Genomic DNA, 19402 nt, shown 5'->3' with positions numbered 1-19402 from the left:
CCTACCCCGCGGCCCGTCGTTAGGCTGAACCGGTGGCGCAGCGAGCGGTGGTGATCGGCGGCGGGATCCTGGGCCTGGCCGTGGCCTGGGAGCTGACCCGGCAGGGCACCCACGTGACCGTGCTGGAGAAGGAGAGCTCCTGGGCGGCACACCAGACGGGGCACAACTCCAACGTCGTGCACGCGGGCCTGTACTACAAGCCGGGCTCGGCCAAGGCCCGGATGTCCGTCGCGGGCAATCGGTCCATTGTGGACTTCGCCCGCGCGAACGGGGTCGGCGTCGAGGTCTGCGGCAAGCTGGTCGTCGCCACCTCCGAGGCCGAGCTGCCCGCGCTGGGGGTACTCGCCGAGCGCGCCGAAGCCAACGGCGTGCCGGCGAAGCTGATCTCCAGCCGCGAGGCGCACGAGTACGAGCCGGAGGTCTCCTGCGTCAGGGCACTGCGGGTCGAGTCGACCGGCATCATCGACTTCCCCGGCGTGTGCGCGGCACTCGTCCGGCTGCTCGAGGACAAGGGCGCCGACCTGCTGCTCGGCACACCGGCGCTGGGCATCCGGCCCGGCCGGGACGGCGGGGTGGAGGTCGCCACCGGTCGCGAGGTGCTCCACGCGGACGCGCTGGTGAACTGCGCAGGCCTGCAGTCCGACCGGGTCGCGCGACTGGCCGGGCTCACCCCGCGTGCCCGGATCGTCCCGTTCCGCGGCGAGTACTACGAACTGCGCCCCGAACGCCGTCACCTCGTCCGCGGGCTGATCTACCCGGTGCCGGACCCGACGCTGCCCTTCCTCGGCGTGCACCTGACCCGGATGCTCGACGGCAGCGTGCACGCCGGCCCGAATGCCGTGCTCGCGCTGCGCCGAGAGGGCTACCGCTGGCGCGATGTCTCCCCGGCCGACCTGGCCGACGTCGCCCGCTTCCCCGGTGCCTGGCGGCTGGCCCGCAAGTACGCCTATCCCACCGGGTTCGAGGAGGTGCTGCGTTCGCTGTCCAAGCGCCGGTTCGCGGCGAGCCTCGCCCGGCTGGTCCCGGCCGTCGGCGCGGACGACATCGTGCGGCATGGCTCGGGGGTGCGCGCGCAGGCGCTGTTCCCGGACGGGTCGCTCGTCGACGACTTCCTGATCGAGACCGCGCCGCACCAGGTCCACGTGCTCAACGCGCCGTCACCGGCCGCGACCTGCGCACTGGAGATCGGCAGGCACGTGGCTAGCCTGGTATCCGCTTAGCCACCAGCGGCGCCGCCTTGCGCGCGGTGTCGCAGGAATGCGTGGGATCGCCGAAGTTCGGGCTGGTCAGCGCGATGAACGACCGGTCGGAGAGCGTGACGGCGAGGTTGCACAGCGAGGCGCCCAGCACGCTCGGGTAGTTGTCCCAGGTGACCCCGCCGAGCTGCTCCTGCGCGGTCGGCGCGTCGGAGAAGTACTCCCGCACGTTGAGGTCGGTCGCGTAGTACACCTGCAGCGAGTTGTCCTGCTCGGACTCGGGGTCCGTGGAGTTCCACTCACAGCTCGGCGGCACCAGGGCGGTCTTGTCCTCCGGCTGCGGCATGCCGGGCGCGGCCAACCCGAGCTGCACGGCCTCGTCGCTGGTGAGCAGCGAGCACGGGTCCGTCGACGCCCGGGGCGCGACGGTCACCCGCCGGGGATCCGGCTGCGCCGTGCCCGGCACCGCGTTCGTACAGCCGCTCACGAGCAGCGCCACGGCGATCGAGACCGCCACTCGTGCGCGCACTGTTGCCCCCTCGCCGAGGTTTAACGGCCCGGTTACACAAGCCACGTCTTGTTTTCGCACGTCGAACCTAGCGTCTCGGGTGCAGCCGGATGGGCGGAAGGGGAAAGATCGATGACCGTCAGTCCCTTCGAGATCGCGCTGCCGGCGCAGACCGGGGTCGGCGTGGTCGCGCCGTTCGACTTCGCGCTGGACCGGGAGCTGTGGCGCTGGGTGCCCGACCGGGTCTGCCTGCACACGACCCGCCTGCCATTCCTGCCCGAACCGGTCACCGTGCAGCTCGCCCAGGCGCTCAGCGACCCGCACGGCGTCCGCCGCGCGACCCGGGACGTGCTCGTGCCCGAGCCACTCGTCGTCGCCTACGCGTGCACGTCCGGCAGCTTCATCGGCGGTGCCGCGGGTGAGGCCGCGCTCGTCGAGGGCATGCTCGACGCGGGTGCGCCCGCCGCGGTCACCACGTCCGGCGCCCTGGTCCGCGCCTGCGCCCGGCTCGGCGTCCGGCGGCTCGCGGTGATCACGCCCTACGTCGACGACGTGACCGGCCGGCTGCTCGACTTCCTCGCCGAGTACGGCATCGGCACGGTCGGCAGCCTCGGCCTCGGGATGCTCGGCGACATCTGGAAGATGTCCTACTCGGCGGTGCTCGGCGCCGTCGCCGGCCTGGACGTCTCCGGCGCGGACGCGTTGTTCGTCAGCTGCACCAACGTGCCCACCTACGACCTCGTCACGCCGCTGGAGCAGCGGCTGGGCATCCCCGTGCTCACCGCGAACCAGGTCACCCTGTGGGCAGCGCTGGAGGAGGCGGGCGAGGCGCTGGCGCACGACAGCGCGCTGACCGCGCCGGTGCTCCTGCCCGAGGTCGCCTGAAACGCGCTGGTCGTGCTGACTACCCTGGGTACGACAGTCCCGGCTCGTACCTGGAGTACCCATGCACGACCCCCGCCAGCTGCTCGATCCCGAGACGGACGCGGCCGCCAAGCTGCGCCGCCGTGGGTATGTGCTCGACACCGACCGGCTGAGCAAGCTGATGAGCAGGCGTTCCGAGGTCATCGGTGAGGGCGACCAGGCACGTGCGCAGTCCAAGAAGTCGGCCGCCGAGGTGCAGGCCGCCGCGCGGGCCGGCGACGACATCACCGAGCTGCGCGAGCAGGCGCGCCGGCTGAAGGTCCGCATCGGCGAGCTGGAGGAGGAGCAGCGCGCGGTCGAGGCCGAGCTGAACGAGTTCCTGCTGGCGATCCCGAACATCCCGCTCGACGAGCTGCCCGACGGCGCGACCGAGGAGTACGCCGAAGAGGTCCGCCAGTGGGGCTCGGTGCCCGAGTTCGACTTCGAGCCGCTCGACCACGTCGACCTCGGCGAGCGCGCCGGCTTCCTCGACCTGCAGCGCGCGACGAAGCTGTCCGGCCCGCGGTTCGCCGTGTTCAAGGGACCGGGCGCGAAGCTGGAGCGCGCGCTGGCCGCGTTCTTCCTCGACGTGCACATCGCGCAGGGCTACACCGAGTTCTCGCTGCCCGCGCTGGTCACCCGCCAGACGATGACCGGCACCGGCCAGCTGCCGAAGTTCGAGGAGGACCTGTTCCGCACCGCGGTCGCGGATCGTGAGCTGTTCCTCATCCCCACCGCCGAGGTGCCGCTGGTCAACCTGCACGCGGGCGAGATCCTCAACCTCGGGGACCTGCCGCTGCGCTACACCGCGCACACCCCGTGCTTCCGCTCGGAGGCCGGCTCCTACGGCCGCGACACCCGCGGCCTGATCCGCCAGCACGAGTTCTCGAAGGTGGAGCTCGTCCAGCTCGTCGACGCGGAGTCCTCACGCGACGCGCTGGAGGAGATCCTCGTGCACGCAGAGGAAGTACTGCAGAAACTCGGACTCGCCTATCGAGTGATCAAGTTGCCGGCCGGGGACATCGGTTTCTCAGCGCAGATCACCTACGACATCGAGGTGTGGCTGCCCAGCCAGCAGACCTACCGCGAGATCTCGAGCGCGTCGGACACCGGGGTCTTCCAGACCCGCCGGGCCGGCATCCGCGGGAAGGCGAAGGACGGCAAACGTGGTGCGGTGGCGGCATTGAACGCCTCCGGACTGCCCGTCGGTCGGACGCTCGTCGCGCTCGTCGAGCAGTACCAGCAGGCCGACGGAGCCATCCGGATCCCGGACGCGCTGGTGCCCTACACCGGCTTCGCCGTGATCAACGCGGACGGCAGCACTTCCTGAGGCACTGGTGAGTGAACCCCGAACGTGTCAGTTTCGGGACCCCCGGCGACCGTCAATTCCACTAGGGACGGTTCAACGACCGGGAAGGGGAATTTCACTCATGACCAGCACGCTTCGTCCTGAGGAACTGACCGAGAACGCCGTGGTCGACCCGCAGGGGAAGAAGATCGGCAAGGTCGGCACGGTCTACCTGTCCGACGACACCCAGCAGCCGGAGTGGGTCACCGTCCGGACCGGAATGTTCGGGCAGAAGGAGAGCTTCGTGCCGCTGCGCGGCGCGCGGCTGGACCGCGACGGGCTCCACGTCCAGGTGTCGAAGGACCAGGTGACCGACGCGCCACGCACCGACGCGGACCAGCATCTGTCCGAACAGGAGAGTGTCGAGCTCTACCGCTACTACAAGCTGCCGACGCCGCGGTCCTCGATGGAGAACCGCACCGCCGGCTCGCGCGGCCGGATGGAGGGCGCCCGCGGCCGCGGTGAGGCCGGTGAGGCGATGACGCGGTCCGAGGAGCAGCTCAAGGTCGGCAAGGAGCAGGTGGAGACCGGCCGGGTGCGGCTGCGCAAGTACACCGTGACCGAGGAGCAGCAGATCCGGGTGCCGGTGACGCACGAGGAGGTTCGCGTCGAGCGCGAGCCCATCACCGACGGCGAGCGGGGCAACGCCCGCATCGGCGACGAGGAGCAGGAGATGACCCTGCACGCCGAGCGCGCCAGGGTGGAGAAGGAGGCCGTGCCGATGGAGAAGGTGCGGCTGCGCAAGGAGGACGTCACCGAGGAGCAGTCGCTCTCCGGTGAGGTCCGCAAGGAGCAGATCGAGGTGGAGGACGGCCGCGACAAGCGCGACCGCCGCAACCACCCCTAATCGCGGACGAACGCGGCCACTATCCGGCCCAGTTCGGCGCCGGCGTCCTCCTGCAGGAAGTGCCCGGCGTCCGCCACGGTGGGATGGTCCAGTCCTTCGGCGCCCTTCATGGCGCGCCGCAGGACCGGGGCCATCCCACCGGTGATCGGGTCCCCGTCGGAGAACGCGCACAGGAACGGTATGTCCATAGTGGACAATGTTGCCCAGGCCCGGCGGTTGGCCTCGCTCGCCGGGTCGTCCGGCCGGATCGGCACCAGCCCGGGCATCGCGCGCGGACCCGCTTTGTACATCTCGTTCGGGAACGGCGCGTCGTAGGCCGCACGCGTCTCGTCGGACAGTTTCGTGCGGCAGCCGGACTGGACGAACCGCCCGATGTCGAGCACCGGTGCTTTTTGGACGGCCTCGCGGAACGTGTGCCAGACCTTCGGCATGTCCTGGTCGCCCGTGGGCAGTCCGGTGTTCGCGGCGACGACCTTCGTGAAGCGGCCGGGGTTTTCGGCGACCAGGCGCAGCCCGATCAGCCCGCCCCAGTCCTGTCCGACGAGCGTGACCCCACGCAGGTCGAGCGCGTCGAACGCGAACGCGCGCATCCACTCGACGTGCCGGGCGTAGGTGTGGTCCACGACGTCGACCGGCTTGTCCGAGCGGCCGAAGCCGACCAGATCGGGCGCGATGGCGCGCAGGCCCGCGTCCGCGAGCACCGGCAGCATCTTCCGGTAGAGGAAGGACCAGCTGGGCTCTCCGTGCAGGAGCAGCACCGGCGGACCGTCGGGCGGACCGGCCTCGGTGTAGGCGACTCTGACGATGCCGTCTCTCGGGTTCTCGATGTCGGCGTACAGGACTGGGAAGTCGAACTCGGGCAGGTCGGCGAACCGGTCTTCCGGTGTCCTCAGCAGGCGCACGCCACTAACACTAGGAGATGCCGACCGCCACGACGAGACCCAGCGCCAGGTGCGCGGCGGCGACCACGACGCTCGCCGGGGCGAACTTGTCGCTCTCGATGGTCGAGCCGACGTCGATCCGAGTGGCCCACTCCAGCAGCCGCACCGCCAGGACCTGCACGATTATGCCCAGCAGGCCGTAGATGAGCGAGGTGATCAGACCCTCGGTCAGGTCGCTCGCGGAGTTGAAGATGGCGACGACGACGATGAACGCCATCGACAGCATCCCCGACGCGGTGACGATGACCGCGTTCGGCAGGCCCTGGTGCACGAGCTTCGACAGCTTGCCCGGCGTGGTCCAGTCGATCGCGTAGAAACCGACCAGCATCAGCAGCAGCCCGACGACACCGTAGAGCAGGATTGCGCCGATCCCCTTGACGAGGTCGGAACCGAAGGTGTCGGCCAGCGCGAGGGTCGTGGTCACGGATTCTCCCGGTTCGGTCAGTGATGGTGCGGGCTGTTTATCACGATTCCGGGATGCGGTGCGGGACGAACGCGGCCCCGTCGTCGGTCACCAGCCCGGCGGTCTCCCGGATGCCGAGGCCCGCCGCGCTGTCGCCGACGATCCAGGCACCCAGCGCGGGCCGGAAGCCGTCGAACTCGGGCAGCGGGTCGAACGCCTGGTAGACGTAGCCTTCCTCGCCGTAGACGCCGGGTGTCTCGGTCTCGTACCCGGGGGCCACGATCGACACGTTCGCGCCCTCACGGCCCAGCTTCGGCTTGCGGACGTACTCGGTGAGCAGGCCGGGGTCGTCGGCGAAGGCGGGCAGCAGGTTCGGATGGCCGGGGTAGTTCTCCCACAGGATCGCCAGCAGCGTCTTGTTGGACAGCAGCATCTTCCACAGTGGTTCGATCCACAGCGTCCGGGGCAGCGACTCGACGGCGTGGTGGCCGAACTCCTCGTCCACCACCCATTCCCACGGGTAGAGCTTCAGCACGGTGTTCATCGGCGCCTCTTCGAGGTCGACGAACCGCTTGAGCACCGGGTCCCAGCCGATCTCCTCGATCGCGAGGCCCACCGTGTCCAGCCCCGCCTCGGCCGCGGTCTCCTGCAGGTAGGACGTCGTGATGTGGTCCTCGCCGGAGGGGTCGGCGCTGGACCAGGTGAAGTACAGCTCGTTGGCAGGCAGCAGGCCGCGCACCTCCTGCCAGCGCTCGACCAGCTTCTCGTGGATCGAGTTCCACTGGTCGTCGTCGGGGAAGACCTCGGTCTTCCAGTGCCACTGCAGGACCGAGGCCTCGAGCAGTGACGTCGGGGTGTCGGCGTTGTACTCGAGCAGCTTCGCCGGCCCGTTCCCGTCGTAACGCAGGTCGAAGCGGCCGTAGACGTGCGGGTCACGCCGTTTCCAGGACTCGGCGATGTGCGGCCACACCCATTCCGGGATGCCGAACTGCGCATACCGCTCGGTGAGCACGACGTTGTCGACGGCCTCCAGGCACATCGAGTGCAGCAGCTCGACGTCGGCTTCGAGGGAGAGCACCTCGTCCATCTCCAGGACGTAGTGCACCGACTCGTCCCAGTACGGCCGCTCCTGACCGCTGCCGTAGCGCGCGGGGGTGCCGAACACCAGGCCCTGTTCCTCGACGATGCGCTGCCAGTCCCGCCGCGGGGTGCTGGTTCCCCTCCGCACCTACGACCCCCCGGACTTCCCGCTGCCGCCGCTGCTGCTCTTGCTGCTGATGCCGAACCCGCCGCGCTGCACGGTCTTGCCCGCGCTGGTCTTGACGGTCGTGTTGCCGGACGGCTTGGTGAACGTGCCACCCGAGACGTGCTGGCCGACCGTGCCCGTGCCGCCGTAGTTGTAGCGATACTGGCCGCCGCCGAGGGCCAGCGGCAGGATCCAGAGCCCACTGACGGAGTCGTAGTGGCCGCCGTGGCTGGACATGTAGCTGTCGTCGCAATACTGGTCGTTCTGCACCACGCCGTTGGCGTCGGTGCAGACCGCGCTGACCTCGTCGGGCGTGCCCACCACGTACCAGGCGGCGACGACGCCCACCAGCCCGACGGTCACCCCGCTGCCGATCAGCACCTTGCGCCGGGTGGCGGCCTTGCGCTGGGCCACCTCCCGCGCCTGGGCCTCGGCCTGCTCGCGCTCTTCCTCCTCGACCAGCGCCTTGCGCCGGGCGCGCTGCTCGGCGAGCGTCGGCTCTCGTGGCGTGGTCGAGTCGGGGTCCTGGTACCGCATGGAGCCGCGCGCGGGGGGCTGCTCAGGAGGTTGTTGCTCCTCCGGCGGATTTTCTTCGGTCATCGAGGGACACACTAGCCACCCGAGGGTCGTCGTGTGAGCCGGACGCGGGCATTATTGACGCGATGCTCGGACACGGCTTGGCAACGAACACGATGCGCACCCGGCTCGTCATGGTGGGTGTGTTCCTGGGCGCCATCGTCGCGCTGTCCCTGAGCGTCGCCTTCTCGTGGGGCGGCGGCGTGGCCGGCGGCGGCAAGGTCGAGGAGTCGCCGGAGGCGAAGGCGGCTTTTCACTCGAACGCGGGAAGCTGCCTGAACTGGCTGCAACCGGACGCGTCGGACATCCATGTCGTGCCGTGCGCGCAGCCGCACCTGTACGAGGTGACCGGGGTGGTGAACATCGCCGACAAGTACCCGGCGGGCGTGCCGGCGCCGAGCGTGGACGAATGGCGTGACCTGGCGATGGCGCGCTGCACCGACGGCGCGCAGACCTACCTCGGCAAGCAGCTGGACCCGTTCGGGAAGTTCACCGTGAGCGCGCTGCGGCCGGGCACGGACGAGTGGGCCGGCGGCGATCGGGACATGCGCTGCGTGCTGCAGTGGGCGGCGCCGGGTGGCGCGCTCCAGCCGGTGACCGGGAACGCGGCGGGCCAGTCGCAGTCGGCGGTGTGGGAGCCGGGCACGTGTCTCGCGCTGGCGGGCAAGACGGTCGGCAACCCGATCGACTGCGCGCAGCCGCACGCGTACGAGATCGTCGCGACCATCGACCTGAAGACGCACTTCAAGGACTCCTACCCGGCGCAGAAGGACCAGGCGGCGTGGCTGGACACCGAGTGCAACCACGACATGCAGGGCTACGCCGGCGGGGTGGACCTCGACGCGCAGAAGCTGATCCTGACCTGGGACCTGCGTGAGCAGGAGAGCTGGGACGCCGGGTCGACGCTGGTCAACTGCGAGGTCGGGGCGAAGCTGCCGGACAACACCGGGCTCGCCCCGGTGACGGGCAGCATCCGGCAGGCGGCGCAGGACGCGCCGCCGGCGTCCTCGGCGGCCCCGCCCCCCGGCGGCGGGTGACGGATGCCGGTGGAGATGTCCGCGGCGCGCTTCGAGGAACTCGTCGCCGACGCGCTCGACGCTGTGCCGCCGGAGTTCGCGCAGGCCATGGACAACGTCGTGGTGCTCGTCGAGGAGCGGAACGAAGAGGCGCCCGGGATCCTGGGGCTGTACCACGGCGTGGCGCTGACCTCGCGGACCAGCGACTACAGCGGCGTGCTGCCGGACCGCATCTCGATCTACCGCGGCCCGATCCTGGCGATGTGCGAGTCGGAGGACCAGGTGGTGGCGGAGGTGCTGATCACGGTGGTGCACGAGATCGCCCACCACTTCGGCATCGACGACGCACGCCTGCACGAGCTGGGCTGGGGTTAGGCGGGGCGGGGAAAGCCGACCCCAGAGCTGGGTGGTCATCCCGTCGCCTGAACTCGCGGCATCACTTTGAGCCAGGGCCGCAACCCTCCTGCTTTCGGGCAGCCGACAACGCAAGCCTGCGGGCCTGGGTCGAAGTGATATGCACAGACCGCAGGCGACGGGATGGCCACCAACTCGACCACCTGCATGAGGTGAGGTGAAGGGGCTTTTCCTGGCTCATCTTTGAGCCTGCCCGGCGAGGACTCTCTTGATCTTTTCCCCTGCGCGGAGCGCGGGGGCCCGGGTAGACCTCGCGCGGGGCGCGAGGTGGGCCGCCGCCATCTTGGCTGCCGTTGCCGGGTCGCCTTCGCGGGGTGGCTGAGCAGCGGGTGCCCTACCAACCTGCTGCATAACGGACCGGCCGCGAAGCTGGCCCCGCGGCTACGGCGGGTGCTGGAATGGCCCATGCGGCCCGACCCCGACGATGTGGCGCCGGACGAACCGGTGACCTCCCGGCGTCCGCTCGTGGTCGCCGGGGTCGTCGGGTTCCTGGTCGGCCTGCTGGTCATGGGACTGCTCTGGGCCGGCTCCGGCAGCGGCAGCGGTGCCACCGAGGACGCCCGAGCCGCCTGTGGCGCCCTGGGCCGGGCCGGCTCACTGCCCTCCGGGTACGTCAGTCAGGCGGTGCTCGGGCCCGGCGTGGTCCAGCACATCACCGCGGCCAGGGACCTCTCCGCCGCCGCGGCCGCGCAGAACCCCGCCTACCAGGATCTCGCCGACCACCTGGACGGCGTGAGCCGGATGGTGATCAGCCTCAACTTCGCCGACCCCGCCGGGCGCAGGCACCTCACGCTGGCGCAACAGCTGTGCACCCACGTGTGAACGTCACTGCGCGTTGCTGCCCTTGACGATCGACTTCACCGTCAGCTGGTCGCCCGGGATCTTGTCGTTCCCACACCCCGTGGTGGACATGTCGACGAACAGCGACGCCGTCTCCTGCGGCGGGTAGACCCGCAGCCCGCGCACCGGCTGCGGCTGGCAGGTCACCGTGTCGAAGTTCTGCACGTTGACGAAGCCGATCGCCGCCGAGGCGGTCTGACCCTTGTTCAGGGTGACCGCCGGGCCCTTGGCCCCCACCCGGACCGCGGGCTGGCCGACCTGGTGGCCGTCCGCGCCGCCGACGTACGAGACGCCCGGGAAACCCTGGATCGTGCAGGTGTGGTCGCTGACGTTGGTGAAGACCAACGGCCGGTACACCGTCCCCGCGCCCGCGTCCCCCTGGCCGATCGACAGCTTGAGGTCCGACGACTTGCACAGCCCCCCGTCGCCCGACTGCGCCACGGGCGGAGCGCCCTGCTGGACGGTCGTGGTGGCCGATGTCGACGCCGGGCTCTCCGTCGTACTGGACGCCGCCGTTGACGTGGTCGTACTGGGCTGGGGCCCGGCAGTGTTCGCCGCGCCGCACGCCGCGACGGTGCACGCCAGCGCCGCCACGCCGGCGGCCAGCCCCACCTGAGAGATCCTCACTCGCACCATGTCTTTTCGCCTCCCTGTGCTGTTCGAGCACTACCCGGAGGACGTGCGGCCCACGCACACGGTTGTGTGGACCGCGCCGATTTGTTACCAGTTGTGCCCGAACACGGTGAAGTTACAACAACCGGCGGCCGGAGGCCTGTTCACATTTCCGCCCCGACCCAGGTCAGGCAGTGCCAGCCGGCACCGGGCACCGACTCCAGCTCCACGAGGCCGGTGTTCGGGATGAGCCCCTGGTCGGCGAGCTCGGGCCGGACGTTGTCGGCGAGCCATTCCGCCGCCAGCCGGATCGCGCCACCGTGGCTGACGAGCGCGATCGCCGCATCGTCCTCGTGCTTCGCGCGCAGGTCGGCGACCGCGGCCAGGTAGCGCGTACGCACCTGCTCGCCGCTCTCGCCGCCCGGCATCGCCACCGCCAGATCGCCCCGGGTCCACGGGTGCACCGTGCCGGCGTAGGTCTTCAGCGCCTCGACGTCGCCACGGCCTTCGAGCTCGCCGACGCCGACCTCGTGCACCCCGTCGATCACCTGCACCTCGAGCGTCAGCGCGGCCGCGAGGGGGGCCGCGGTCTGCTGGGCCCGGGTGGCGCGGGAGGCGTAGACGGCCGCGATCGGTTCACCCGACAGACGATCCGCAAGCGTTTGCGCCTGCTGTTGCCCCAGGTCGGTGAGCGGCGGGCCGGGGAGCGCGGTGTCCAGGACCTTCCGCACGTTCGCGGTGCTCTCGGCATGCCGGACCAGGTACAGCTTCACGCCTGCTCTCCTCTGCGCACGGCCGCGACCCAGTCCGCGGCTTCGACGAAGTCCTCGTTGCCCGCGGACGCCTGGCTCGTCGCGGGCACCCCGTCCGCCCTCGGGTGCGACCCGAGGAACCGGACATTCCGGCAACGTCGGCGCAGTGCGGCCAGCGCGTCCCCGATCCGGGGCTCGGCGACGTGGCCCTCAAAGTCGAAGAAGAACCTGTACTCGCCGAAGTTCCCCCGGGCGGGGCGGGCGTCGAGCCGGGTCAGGTTGATGCCGCGGCTCGCCAGCTCGGTGAGCAGCTCGGCGAGCGCCCCGGTGCGGTTGGCCGCCGCCGCGACGACCGACGTGCGGTCGGCGCCGGTGGGCTCGGGCAGCGGGTGGTGCGGCTTGCGGACCAGCAGGAACCGGGTGCGCGCGTCCCGCACGTCGGCGACCTCGGTGGCGCGGACCTCGAGCGGGTAGTGCTGGACCGCGACCGGCGCGGTCACGGCGGCGTCGAAGTCCCCGGCCTGCACCGCGACCGCGGCCGCGGCGGTGGACGACGTCGCGACGGGCTTCGCACCCGGCAGGTTCGCTTCGACCCACAGCCGCACCTGCGCGAGGGCGTGCGGATGACTGGCGACCGTGCGGATGTCAGTCGCGCCGGGTCGTGTCAGCACGCTGAAATGCACCGGCAGCAACGCTTCGGCGCCCGCGATCAGCGGCTCCTGCTCGGCGAGCCCGTCGAGCGTGGCGGGCACCACGCCTTCCACGGAGTTCTCGACCGGTACGCACGCCGAGTCCGTTTCGCCCTTGCGCACGGCGGAGAGCGCGAGCGGGATCGTCTCAAATGGAATGAGCTCGTCACCGTCGTCCGCGAGCGACCGCGCCGCCTGTTCCGTGAACGTTCCCTCGGGCCCGAAATATGCGATCCTTGCCACTGCCCCAGGCTACGCACCCGCCGAAGCACTGGTCTGTTCAGGCGGCGCGGAGATCACGTGGTTACGCCGGGTGCCATTTTTTGGCATGGTGTACCTGTGACCGCCGATTCGGGCACGCACGCCACCCATAAGGGAACCGACGCTCAGGTCTCACCTCACCTCCCTTCCCTGGTGCTGTGTGCCATCGACGAACCTCTCGCCCGCGCCTGGCAGTCGGTCCTGGAACGGGTCGAGGGCGCGCGCGTGCACCAGGGTTCGGTCCTGGACGTCGCGGCCGAGGCCGTGGTGAGCCCGGCGAACTCCTACGGCTGGATGCGCGGTGGCATCGACGCGGTGTACGCGCGGGCGTTTCCCGAGGTCGAGCAGAACGTGCGCAGCGCCGTGCTCGCCTACCACGGCGGCGAGCTGCCGATCGGCGAGGCGGTGATCGTGCCCACGGGGGTGCCGGCGCCGGCCTGGCTGATCAGCGCCCCCACGATGCGCGAGCCGGGCGAGCGGCTCCCCGAGGACACCGTGCACCCCTACCTCGCCGCGCGTGCGGTGTTCCTGCAGTGGCGGGACGGCAGGCTCGAGCACGGTGTCGGGGTCCGCAGTGTGGTCGAAACCATCGCGATGCCCGGACTCGGCACCGGCGTCGGCGGACTCAGCCCGGAGACCTGCGCACGGCAGGTCGCGGCGGCCTGGGGTGAGGTTTTCGGCAGCCGCGGGTAACCCGAGGGGTGCACTAACTCACAGCGCGTTCGGCGTCTGCACGACCTACCGTAAGAAGAGCGTTTACGCAGACATCGACGCCAGCCCACCGACGGGCAAGGAGTGTGGGAATGCCACGGGTTCGTGAGCTCAGCCCCTACGTCGAACTACACCGAGAGCAATGGCGAGAGCTGCGGCGCAGCACTCCCCAGCCGCTGACCGCCGAGGAACTGCTGCGGCTGCGCGGGCTCGGCGAGCAGGTCGACCTGAACGAGGTTGCCGAGGTCTACCTGCCGCTGTCGAGACTGATCAACCTGCAGGTCGCCGCCCGGCAACGGCTCTACGAGGCGACCACGACGTTCCTCGGCGAGGACTGCCGGGGCACCAAGGTCCCGTTCGTGATCGGCATCGCCGGCAGTGTCGCCGTCGGCAAGTCGACGACCGCGCGCCTGCTGCGCACCCTGCTCGCCCGCTGGCCCGACCACCCCCGTGTCGACCTGATCACCACGGACGGCTTCCTCTACCCGGCGGCGGAGCTGACCCGCCGCGGCATCATGCACCGCAAGGGCTTCCCGGAGAGCTACGACCGGCGCGCGCTGCTGCGGTTCGTGGCGGAGGTGAAGTCCGGCGCCGAAGAGGTCGGCGCCCCCGTCTACTCGCACCTGGCCTACGACATCGTGCCGGGCGAGGAACAGGTCGTGAAGCAGCCGGACATCCTCATCGTCGAGGGGCTCAACGTCCTGCAGCCCGGCCCGCGGCTGATGGTGTCGGACCTGTTCGACTTCTCCATCTACGTCGACGCGCACACCGAGGACATCGAGCACTGGTACGTCGAGCGGTTCCTCAAGTTGCGCCAGACTTCGTTCGCGGACCCCGCCTCGCACTTCCACCACTTCGCCGGCCTGCCCGACGACGAGGCCCGCTCGGAGGCGCGCCACCTGTGGCGCACCATCAACGAGCCGAACCTGGTCGAGAACATCCGGCCGACACGGCCGCGGGCCACGCTTGTCCTCCGTAAGGACGCAGACCACTCCATCAACCGCGTCCGCCTGCGCAAGCTGTAGGCGTGGCTCGGCCGAACGGCTGATGCTGGCACCTCGTCAGTAACCGGTTGGCCGATACCGCCCACAACGGGCGGACCGCACCCTGGTTTAAGTAGGAAATGCACCCTGACCAGGGAGGAGGCACGCCGATGATCACCATCGTCTTCACGTGGATCGGGGCGGTGCTGGGCATCGCGGTGCTGCTGGCGATGGCGGTGGGCGCGTTCGTCGTCGACTTCGACGACGCACTCGCCGACCGGCGCAAGGAGATCCCGGCGCCCGAAGGTTCCCGAACCTCTGCGTCCTGACCCGTCAGTTCAGCTCGTCCAGGGCACGGCAGTAGTCGTCGACGTCGAACTCGAGGCTGTCGCCCTCGCCCATTTCCAGCCGTTCTTCGAGCACCCGGGCCAGTTCGTCGAGTACCTCGGTGCGTTCGAGCCCTCGCTGCAGCAGCCGCTGGGCGGCCTGCCACACCTCGGCGGGCTCGTCGTCCCAGAGCTGGTCCACCACGGTCGTGTGCGCCGCGACCTGCAGGAACGCCTCCTCGTCGAGATCGTCCTCGGCGAGCGAGTCCTGGAAGTCCGGGTGCTCGCCGATGACCAGCAGCCTGCGCTGTTCCGGGTCCGAGGGGTCGAGTTCCACCTCTTCGCCCGCGATCTCGGTGTAGATCGCCGGGATCGCGAACTGCCGCCGTTCGAGCAGCCGCGCGACCGACTGCTCGTCGAGGTCGTCGAACCCGTCCAGGTAGGCGTCCACCGTCGACTCGGTCTCCAGCGCGCGCTCGTAGAGGCGGTCCTCGACGGCCTCGAGCAGCGGCTCCACGGCCTCCTCCGGCAGCCCGTCGCGCCACGCTCCCCAGCTCGCCCAGGCCGGCAGGACCTTTTCGAGCGTTTCGTCCTGTTCCTCGGTCAACTCGAGCGCACCGTCGTCGACCGAGTCGACGAAGGACGCCAGCTTGTCGGGACCGACGCGCAGTGGGCGGCGCGGGTCGTGCTCGACGCCGAACTCGATGAGCCGCAGGGCGACCACCCTGGCCGCCTCGGTGTCCTCCAGGTCGGCGCTGGCGCGGAAGAACTCGTCGATGGCCTCGGCCTGGTCCTCGGTCGAGAGCAGCCGCGGCGGGTCGACCGGCTCCGGCTCGGGCAGCGCGCGGGTGCGGGCCATCGCCAGCGCACGGAAGCGCACGTAGTCGTCGGTGACCTCGGGATCGTTCTGCAGTTCGGTGCCGACGAAGGCGTCGGCGAGCAGCTGGTGCGCCCGGCCCGGGGTGATCTGCTCGCAGGTGACCAGGTCCCCGCTCTCCGCGGCCTGGGTCTGCATCTCGGCGATCACCTCGCCCGGCGACTCCACGATCACGGCCTCGTCGGCCCAGCCGCCGAACAGCGCGTACCCGACCGACACGAGCAGCCCGTGTGCCGACTCGCCCGCACCGAACACGCACAGCACCGAGCTTTCGTCGCCGTAGACATCGGCGGTCCGCCAGCACTCGCCGACGGCGACCTGGTTGAGCTCACCGGCCCAGGCGGGCTCGCCGAGGCCCAGCTTCTCCAGCGCCAGCCCGGCGGCCTCCCGCTGGTCCTCGGTGGTCGCGAGCGACCGCAGCGCCGCCAGCGGCGCGACGAGCCGCTCGGGCTCGGGCGCGGCGGAGGCGAACTCGATCAGCTCGGCGGCCAGGTCGTCACCGGCTTCCCACCATTCGCCCAGGATCTCGGACGTGACGAGCTCGACGCGCAGCGGCTCGGCGGCCGAGTCCAGCTCGGCGAACTCACGCAGGACCTCTTCGAGCAGCTCACTGGCGCTCTCGGTGTCGTCGCTGGATTCCTGCTGGGGCAGCTCGGTCATGCACCACATGTTCGCACCGGGCCGAACCGGCGGCTTCCTCACCCCTTGGGCAGCGCGATCCGCGCCTGCCGGATCTCGGCGATGAACCTGGCCTTGCGCCGGTGGGTGGTCACCAGCTCCGCCAGATAGGGCGCGAACTCCGCCGGAATCCCCGCCCTGCGGTAGAGCTGCCGGATCTTGCGCAACCGTTTCGCGGCCTGCTCGTAATGCGTCGCGTCTTTTTGCTCGATCAGGTGATTGACATGCAGTTTGTAGACGTCCAGCACCTCGGCCGGATGCGTCTGTTCCCTCAGCTCGGCGACCTCCAGCAGGACCGGCAGTGAGCACGGGCGCTCGCGCGCGGCCGCCCACGCCTCGTCGAGACGCTCCTCGGCGAGCAGGGCACGCACGCTCTCGTCCGCGTCGGGTTCGGGCGGTTTCTCGTCGGCCTGGTTGAGCGCCTTGGCCGCATAGGCGACCGCTTCGGCCGTGCGGCCCGCACTCCGCAGGACGCGCACGATCTTCAGCCGCACGTCGAGCCGTTGTGGTTGACGGGAAAGGATCTTCAGCAGCGCGTCGACGTCACCGGAGATCTCCGCCAGCTGCTCGGCGAGCTGCTCCGCCAGCCGTCCGGACTGCTTGTCCACAACAGACTTGAGTTGGGCGAGACCTTTGTCTCCCAACACCTGCGCGAACGCGGAAAGCTCGAACTCGACACCGTGGCCGAGTGCCGTGTCGGCGATCCAGCCGGCGAGGTCCGCCGGCGGACGCGCCGCGCAGGCCCTGGCGTACAGCGCGATCGCGCGCCGCAGCACCGCGGGATCGTCCTGCTGTGCCCTGACGATCCGGTCCACGGTGCGCCGCGCCAGCGGGGCCAGATCGGCCTGCGTGCCGGAGTCGAGCAGCCGCTGCAGCGTGTCCAGGACCGCGACGATCTTCGTGGCCTCCCCGGCCTCGGCCTGCCGGTCCAGCAGGTCGGTGGGCGCTCCCCCGGCGCGCAGCTGCAGCCGGGCGTGCAGTTCCGGGTCGCGCTCGGCCTGTTCGTGCAGCAGCTCGGCCAGCGTCTCGGCGTCGAGCGAGCGCAGGTAGCCCCGGAGATCGGTCACGCGCACATCCTGGCCTACGCCGGGACTTCGCCGGCCGCGAACATCTCCTCGATCTCCGCCCGCAGATGATCGACTGCGGCCTGCGACAAGCCGTCCCGGGCGCCCTGCCAGCGCGCGAACGCCAGCACGGTGCGGCGCAGCGCCTCTTCGTCGATCTCGTGCTCGTTGAAGGCGTCGTCGAGGAAGAGCTCGAACTTGGCCGGGGTGACCCGCAGCGGGTCGGCCTCGTCGACGTCTTCGCCGAACTCGGCGAGCAGCCGCAGATACTCGCCGTCGGCGTCCTTTTCGGTCGCGAGGAACTCGTCCAGCACCTGGTCGCCGTAGCGCTTCGGCTCGGGTCGCGGTTCGGCAGCGGGCATGGCGCGCAGGCGGGCCAGCAGGTAGGCGCGGGCGTCGGTGAACGGGTACTCCTCGTCGTCCGCCTGGGCCGGGAGGCTGTCGGTCACCGCGACCGCGTCTTCGACGATCCGGCGGGCCAGCGGCAGCGGAATCCGTTCGGTGCTCAGGAGTTCGTCGTCGTTCTCGCGCAGCTCGGCGAGGATCTCGTCCTCCTGCGTGGTCAGGTAGATCTCGTCGATCCCGGCGAACCGTTCGATCTCCACGACCAGACCGTGCCGCCGCCCACCACGTTCGCAGCGGAACAGCAGGAACACCTGGTCGCCGTAGACATCGGCCTGCTGCCAGCACTCCGTCACCTCGACTTCGCGCAGTGCGCCCGTCCAGCGGAGCTCGCGCATGCCGAGTGCGGCGAGCCGGTCGGCGGCCGTGCCGGCCCGCTCGCGCAGCTCCTCGACCGGGCCGAGCGCCTGCAACGCCCGGAGCAGGCCGAAGCCGGCGGGACTCTGTTTGGCGGCGGCGTAACCGATGAGCGGGAACGCGACCTCCTGCGCCGCGGCGTCCGGGTTCTCCGGCAGCCAGAAGCTGCCCAGGATCTCGGCCGTCAGCAGTTCGACGTCGAGGACGTCGTCGGAGTCCACGACCTCCTCGAACGCTTCCAGCGCCTCGTCGAAGCCGGCGCGCAGCTCCGGGTCCAGTCCGGCGGGCTTCTTCTTGTTCTTGTTCTTGGCCTTGCGACCGCGGCTGACCGGGCTCATGCGCTCATCGTGGCAGCCTTACGGTGCGTCACCGCCTTGGGTATCGCGATCCGGGCGTTGCGGACCTCGACCAGCAGGCGGGTCTTGCGCTTGTGCGTCTCGAGCAGTTCGGCCAGGTAGGACGTGAACTCCTCGGCGGTGTCCACGCGGCGGTGCAGGGCACGCAGCTCCTTCAGCGCTCGCGCCGCTTCCCGGTAGCAGGACGGGTCCTTCTGCTCGATCAGCTCCTCGACGTACAGGCGGTACGCGGGGATCGCCTCCGCCGGCCCTTCCACGGCGAGCACGGTCGCGCGCACTTCCGGCCAGCGCTCGGCCGCCGCTTCGCGCAGGGCGGAATAGCTTGTGGGGCCGGGATTGCGGCGGAACTCGGCGCACCGGAGGGCGAGCGCGCCGCCGCGCGGGCGCTCGCGATGCACCATCGTCCTGGCCGCGTGGGCGATCGCCTCGCCGTGCCGGCCGGCGGAGCGCAGCACCCGGATGATGCGGAGGTTGACCTCGGGGGTCGGCGGCTTCGTGGCGAGGATCGTGAGCAGGGTGTCGACGTCACCGGTGACCTCGGCGACCTGCTCGGCGAGCCGGCGCGCGATGTCCCGGCGCGGCCCCGGCCTGCCGGCCAGCAGAGCGTCCACAGTGGACCTGATGCGGGTGAGCCCGGTGCTGCCGAGTGCGGTCGTGAAGTCGGCCAGCTCGATGCGCGGCCAGTCCGGCCGGTGGAAGGTGGTAGCGAGGATCCAGTCGGCGAGCTGGTCGGGCGCGGGCGGGTGCGCCGCGCAGGCCCGGGCATACAGCGCGACGGCGCGGCGCCGCTCGGCCGCGGTCGCGCCGTCGAGCCCGTCGACCATGCGCCGGGCGAGTGGGGTGAGGTCGGCCTGCGTGCCGGATTCGAGCAGGCGTTGCAGCATGTCCAGCGCCGGGCCGACCTTGCTCGCGGCGGCGGCCCGCTGCGCCAGCTCCCGCCGTAACCGCGAGTCGCGCTGGGCCTCGGCGTGCAGCAGCTCGGCCAGTGTCTCGGCGTCGAGCGAGCGCAGGTACGCGCGCAGATCCGGGACCGGGTTCACGCGCCTATCCTGCCCGACCCGAAGGGGTGGCACCGTCACCCATGAGCGTTGTCTTT

General features: G+C 70.6%; 23 protein-coding genes. 11 read left to right on the top strand and 12 right to left on the bottom strand.

All coding sequences use genetic code 11. The annotated features are described in order from the left end of the window. Positions 1-32 precede the first annotated feature (32 nt). The gene (gene lhgO, locus LWP59_RS00805) at positions 33-1220 is read left to right on the top strand and encodes an L-2-hydroxyglutarate oxidase (RefSeq protein WP_186383005.1); all 1188 of its coding nucleotides are present in this window, start codon (positions 33-35) and stop codon (positions 1218-1220) included. Here lhgO and LWP59_RS00800 read toward each other — a convergent pair. Then, positions 1201-1725 carry a DUF3558 family protein gene (locus LWP59_RS00800; RefSeq protein WP_144632492.1) on the bottom strand — a complete coding sequence of 175 codons (525 nt, stop codon included), beginning with the start codon at positions 1723-1725 and terminating at the stop codon, positions 1201-1203. The genes lhgO and LWP59_RS00800 overlap by 20 nt on opposite strands. A 111-nt stretch (positions 1726-1836) precedes the next feature. Between LWP59_RS00800 and LWP59_RS00795 the strand changes: the two genes are divergently transcribed. The 3 genes from LWP59_RS00795 (at position 1837) to LWP59_RS00785 (ending at position 4802) form a co-directional block, all read left to right on the top strand. Next, positions 1837-2589: a maleate cis-trans isomerase family protein gene (locus LWP59_RS00795; RefSeq protein ID WP_144632489.1), complete on the top strand. Its 753-nt coding sequence runs from the start codon at positions 1837-1839 to the stop codon at positions 2587-2589. A 61-nt stretch (positions 2590-2650) separates the two neighbouring features. After that, positions 2651-3937 carry a serine--tRNA ligase gene (gene serS / locus LWP59_RS00790; RefSeq protein WP_144632486.1) on the top strand — a complete coding sequence of 429 codons (1287 nt, stop codon included), beginning with the start codon at positions 2651-2653 and terminating at the stop codon, positions 3935-3937. Between the two features lie 100 nt (positions 3938-4037). Continuing rightward, positions 4038-4802: a DUF2382 domain-containing protein gene (locus LWP59_RS00785; RefSeq protein WP_144632483.1), complete on the top strand. Its 765-nt coding sequence runs from the start codon at positions 4038-4040 to the stop codon at positions 4800-4802. Here LWP59_RS00785 and LWP59_RS00780 read toward each other — a convergent pair. From LWP59_RS00780 to LWP59_RS00765, 4 genes are read right to left on the bottom strand one after another with little or no spacing between them, the layout of a single operon-like run. Continuing rightward, on the bottom strand, positions 4799-5704 hold the full coding sequence (locus LWP59_RS00780; protein WP_144632480.1) for a haloalkane dehalogenase: 906 nt from the start codon (positions 5702-5704) through the stop codon (positions 4799-4801). The two genes, LWP59_RS00785 and LWP59_RS00780, sit on opposite strands and share 4 nt — an antisense overlap. A gap of 10 nt (positions 5705-5714) precedes the next feature. Further along, positions 5715-6167 carry a DUF350 domain-containing protein gene (locus LWP59_RS00775; protein WP_144632477.1) on the bottom strand — a complete coding sequence of 151 codons (453 nt, stop codon included), beginning with the start codon at positions 6165-6167 and terminating at the stop codon, positions 5715-5717. 40 nt (positions 6168-6207) lie between these two features. Continuing rightward, the gene (locus LWP59_RS00770) at positions 6208-7374 is read right to left on the bottom strand and encodes a glutathionylspermidine synthase family protein (protein WP_144632473.1); all 1167 of its coding nucleotides are present in this window, start codon (positions 7372-7374) and stop codon (positions 6208-6210) included. Beyond that, positions 7375-7992, bottom strand: a complete 618-nt coding sequence (locus LWP59_RS00765) for a hypothetical protein (protein ID WP_186383004.1) — start codon at positions 7990-7992, stop codon at positions 7375-7377. It abuts the gene before it with no gap. Positions 7993-8054: 62 nt separating this feature from the next. Here LWP59_RS00765 and LWP59_RS00760 point away from each other — a divergent pair, with 62 nt between their 5' ends. The 3 genes from LWP59_RS00760 to LWP59_RS00750 all read left to right on the top strand — a co-directional run bounded on the left by LWP59_RS00760 (position 8055) and on the right by LWP59_RS00750 (position 10220). Next, entirely contained in the window at positions 8055-9005 is a 951-nt protein-coding gene (locus LWP59_RS00760) for a septum formation family protein (protein WP_186383003.1), read from the top strand. Between the two features lie 3 nt (positions 9006-9008). Next, on the top strand, positions 9009-9359 hold the full coding sequence (locus LWP59_RS00755) for a metallopeptidase family protein (protein ID WP_144632470.1): 351 nt from the start codon (positions 9009-9011) through the stop codon (positions 9357-9359). 444 nt (positions 9360-9803) lie between these two features. Further along, positions 9804-10220: a hypothetical protein gene (locus LWP59_RS00750; RefSeq protein ID WP_144632467.1), complete on the top strand. Its 417-nt coding sequence runs from the start codon at positions 9804-9806 to the stop codon at positions 10218-10220. Positions 10221-10223: 3 nt separating this feature from the next. Here the strand turns inward: LWP59_RS00750 and LWP59_RS00745 are convergent, their stop codons facing one another. After that, positions 10224-10679 (bottom strand): DUF4232 domain-containing protein, encoded by a 456-nt coding sequence (locus LWP59_RS00745; protein ID WP_308431691.1) that lies wholly within the window; start codon positions 10677-10679, stop codon positions 10224-10226. A gap of 28 nt (positions 10680-10707) precedes the next feature. Between LWP59_RS00745 and LWP59_RS40575 the strand changes: the two genes are divergently transcribed. Continuing rightward, the gene (locus tag LWP59_RS40575; RefSeq protein ID WP_308431692.1) at positions 10708-10854 is read left to right on the top strand and encodes a hypothetical protein; all 147 of its coding nucleotides are present in this window, start codon (positions 10708-10710) and stop codon (positions 10852-10854) included. Positions 10855-11014: 160 nt separating this feature from the next. Here LWP59_RS40575 and LWP59_RS00740 read toward each other — a convergent pair whose 3' ends face one another. Together LWP59_RS00740 and pheA are read right to left on the bottom strand one after the other, a co-directional pair. After that, on the bottom strand, positions 11015-11623 hold the full coding sequence (locus LWP59_RS00740) for a histidine phosphatase family protein (protein WP_144632461.1): 609 nt from the start codon (positions 11621-11623) through the stop codon (positions 11015-11017). Beyond that, positions 11620-12534: a prephenate dehydratase gene (gene pheA, locus LWP59_RS00735; protein WP_144632458.1), complete on the bottom strand. Its 915-nt coding sequence runs from the start codon at positions 12532-12534 to the stop codon at positions 11620-11622. The genes LWP59_RS00740 and pheA overlap by 4 nt, the downstream gene beginning before the upstream one ends. 96 nt (positions 12535-12630) lie before the next feature. Here pheA and LWP59_RS00730 point away from each other — a divergent pair, with 96 nt between their 5' ends. From LWP59_RS00730 to LWP59_RS00720, 3 genes are all read left to right on the top strand, one after another. Then, positions 12631-13245: a macro domain-containing protein gene (locus tag LWP59_RS00730; protein ID WP_144632455.1), complete on the top strand. Its 615-nt coding sequence runs from the start codon at positions 12631-12633 to the stop codon at positions 13243-13245. 110 nt (positions 13246-13355) lie between these two features. Next, a complete protein-coding gene (gene coaA / locus LWP59_RS00725; protein WP_144632452.1) occupies positions 13356-14288 on the top strand; it encodes a type I pantothenate kinase in 933 nt (310 codons plus the stop codon). A gap of 128 nt (positions 14289-14416) precedes the next feature. After that, entirely contained in the window at positions 14417-14575 is a 159-nt protein-coding gene (locus LWP59_RS00720) for a hypothetical protein (RefSeq protein WP_186383002.1), read from the top strand. A 4-nt stretch (positions 14576-14579) separates the two neighbouring features. Here LWP59_RS00720 and LWP59_RS00715 read toward each other — a convergent pair whose 3' ends face one another. The 4 genes from LWP59_RS00715 to LWP59_RS00700 are packed head-to-tail and all read right to left on the bottom strand — an operon-like array spanning position 14580 to position 19346. Beyond that, positions 14580-16109 carry a hypothetical protein gene (locus LWP59_RS00715; protein WP_144632448.1) on the bottom strand — a complete coding sequence of 510 codons (1530 nt, stop codon included), beginning with the start codon at positions 16107-16109 and terminating at the stop codon, positions 14580-14582. A 38-nt stretch (positions 16110-16147) separates the two neighbouring features. Beyond that, complete coding sequence (locus LWP59_RS00710) at positions 16148-17194, bottom strand: hypothetical protein (RefSeq protein WP_144632445.1); 1047 nt, start codon at positions 17192-17194, stop codon at positions 16148-16150. Between the two features lie 14 nt (positions 17195-17208). Next, entirely contained in the window at positions 17209-18288 is a 1080-nt protein-coding gene (locus tag LWP59_RS00705; RefSeq protein ID WP_144632442.1) for a hypothetical protein, read from the bottom strand. Beyond that, complete coding sequence (locus LWP59_RS00700; RefSeq protein ID WP_144632440.1) at positions 18285-19346, bottom strand: hypothetical protein; 1062 nt, start codon at positions 19344-19346, stop codon at positions 18285-18287. The genes LWP59_RS00705 and LWP59_RS00700 overlap by 4 nt, the downstream gene beginning before the upstream one ends. Positions 19347-19402: the final 56 nt, after the last annotated feature.

This window comes from Amycolatopsis acidiphila, assembly GCF_021391495.1.
GTDB classification, from domain to species: domain Bacteria; phylum Actinomycetota; class Actinomycetes; order Mycobacteriales; family Pseudonocardiaceae; genus Amycolatopsis_E; species Amycolatopsis_E acidiphila.
The sequence above is the reverse complement of the archived record's forward strand: the minus strand, read 5'-3'. Positions and strand labels throughout refer to the sequence as shown.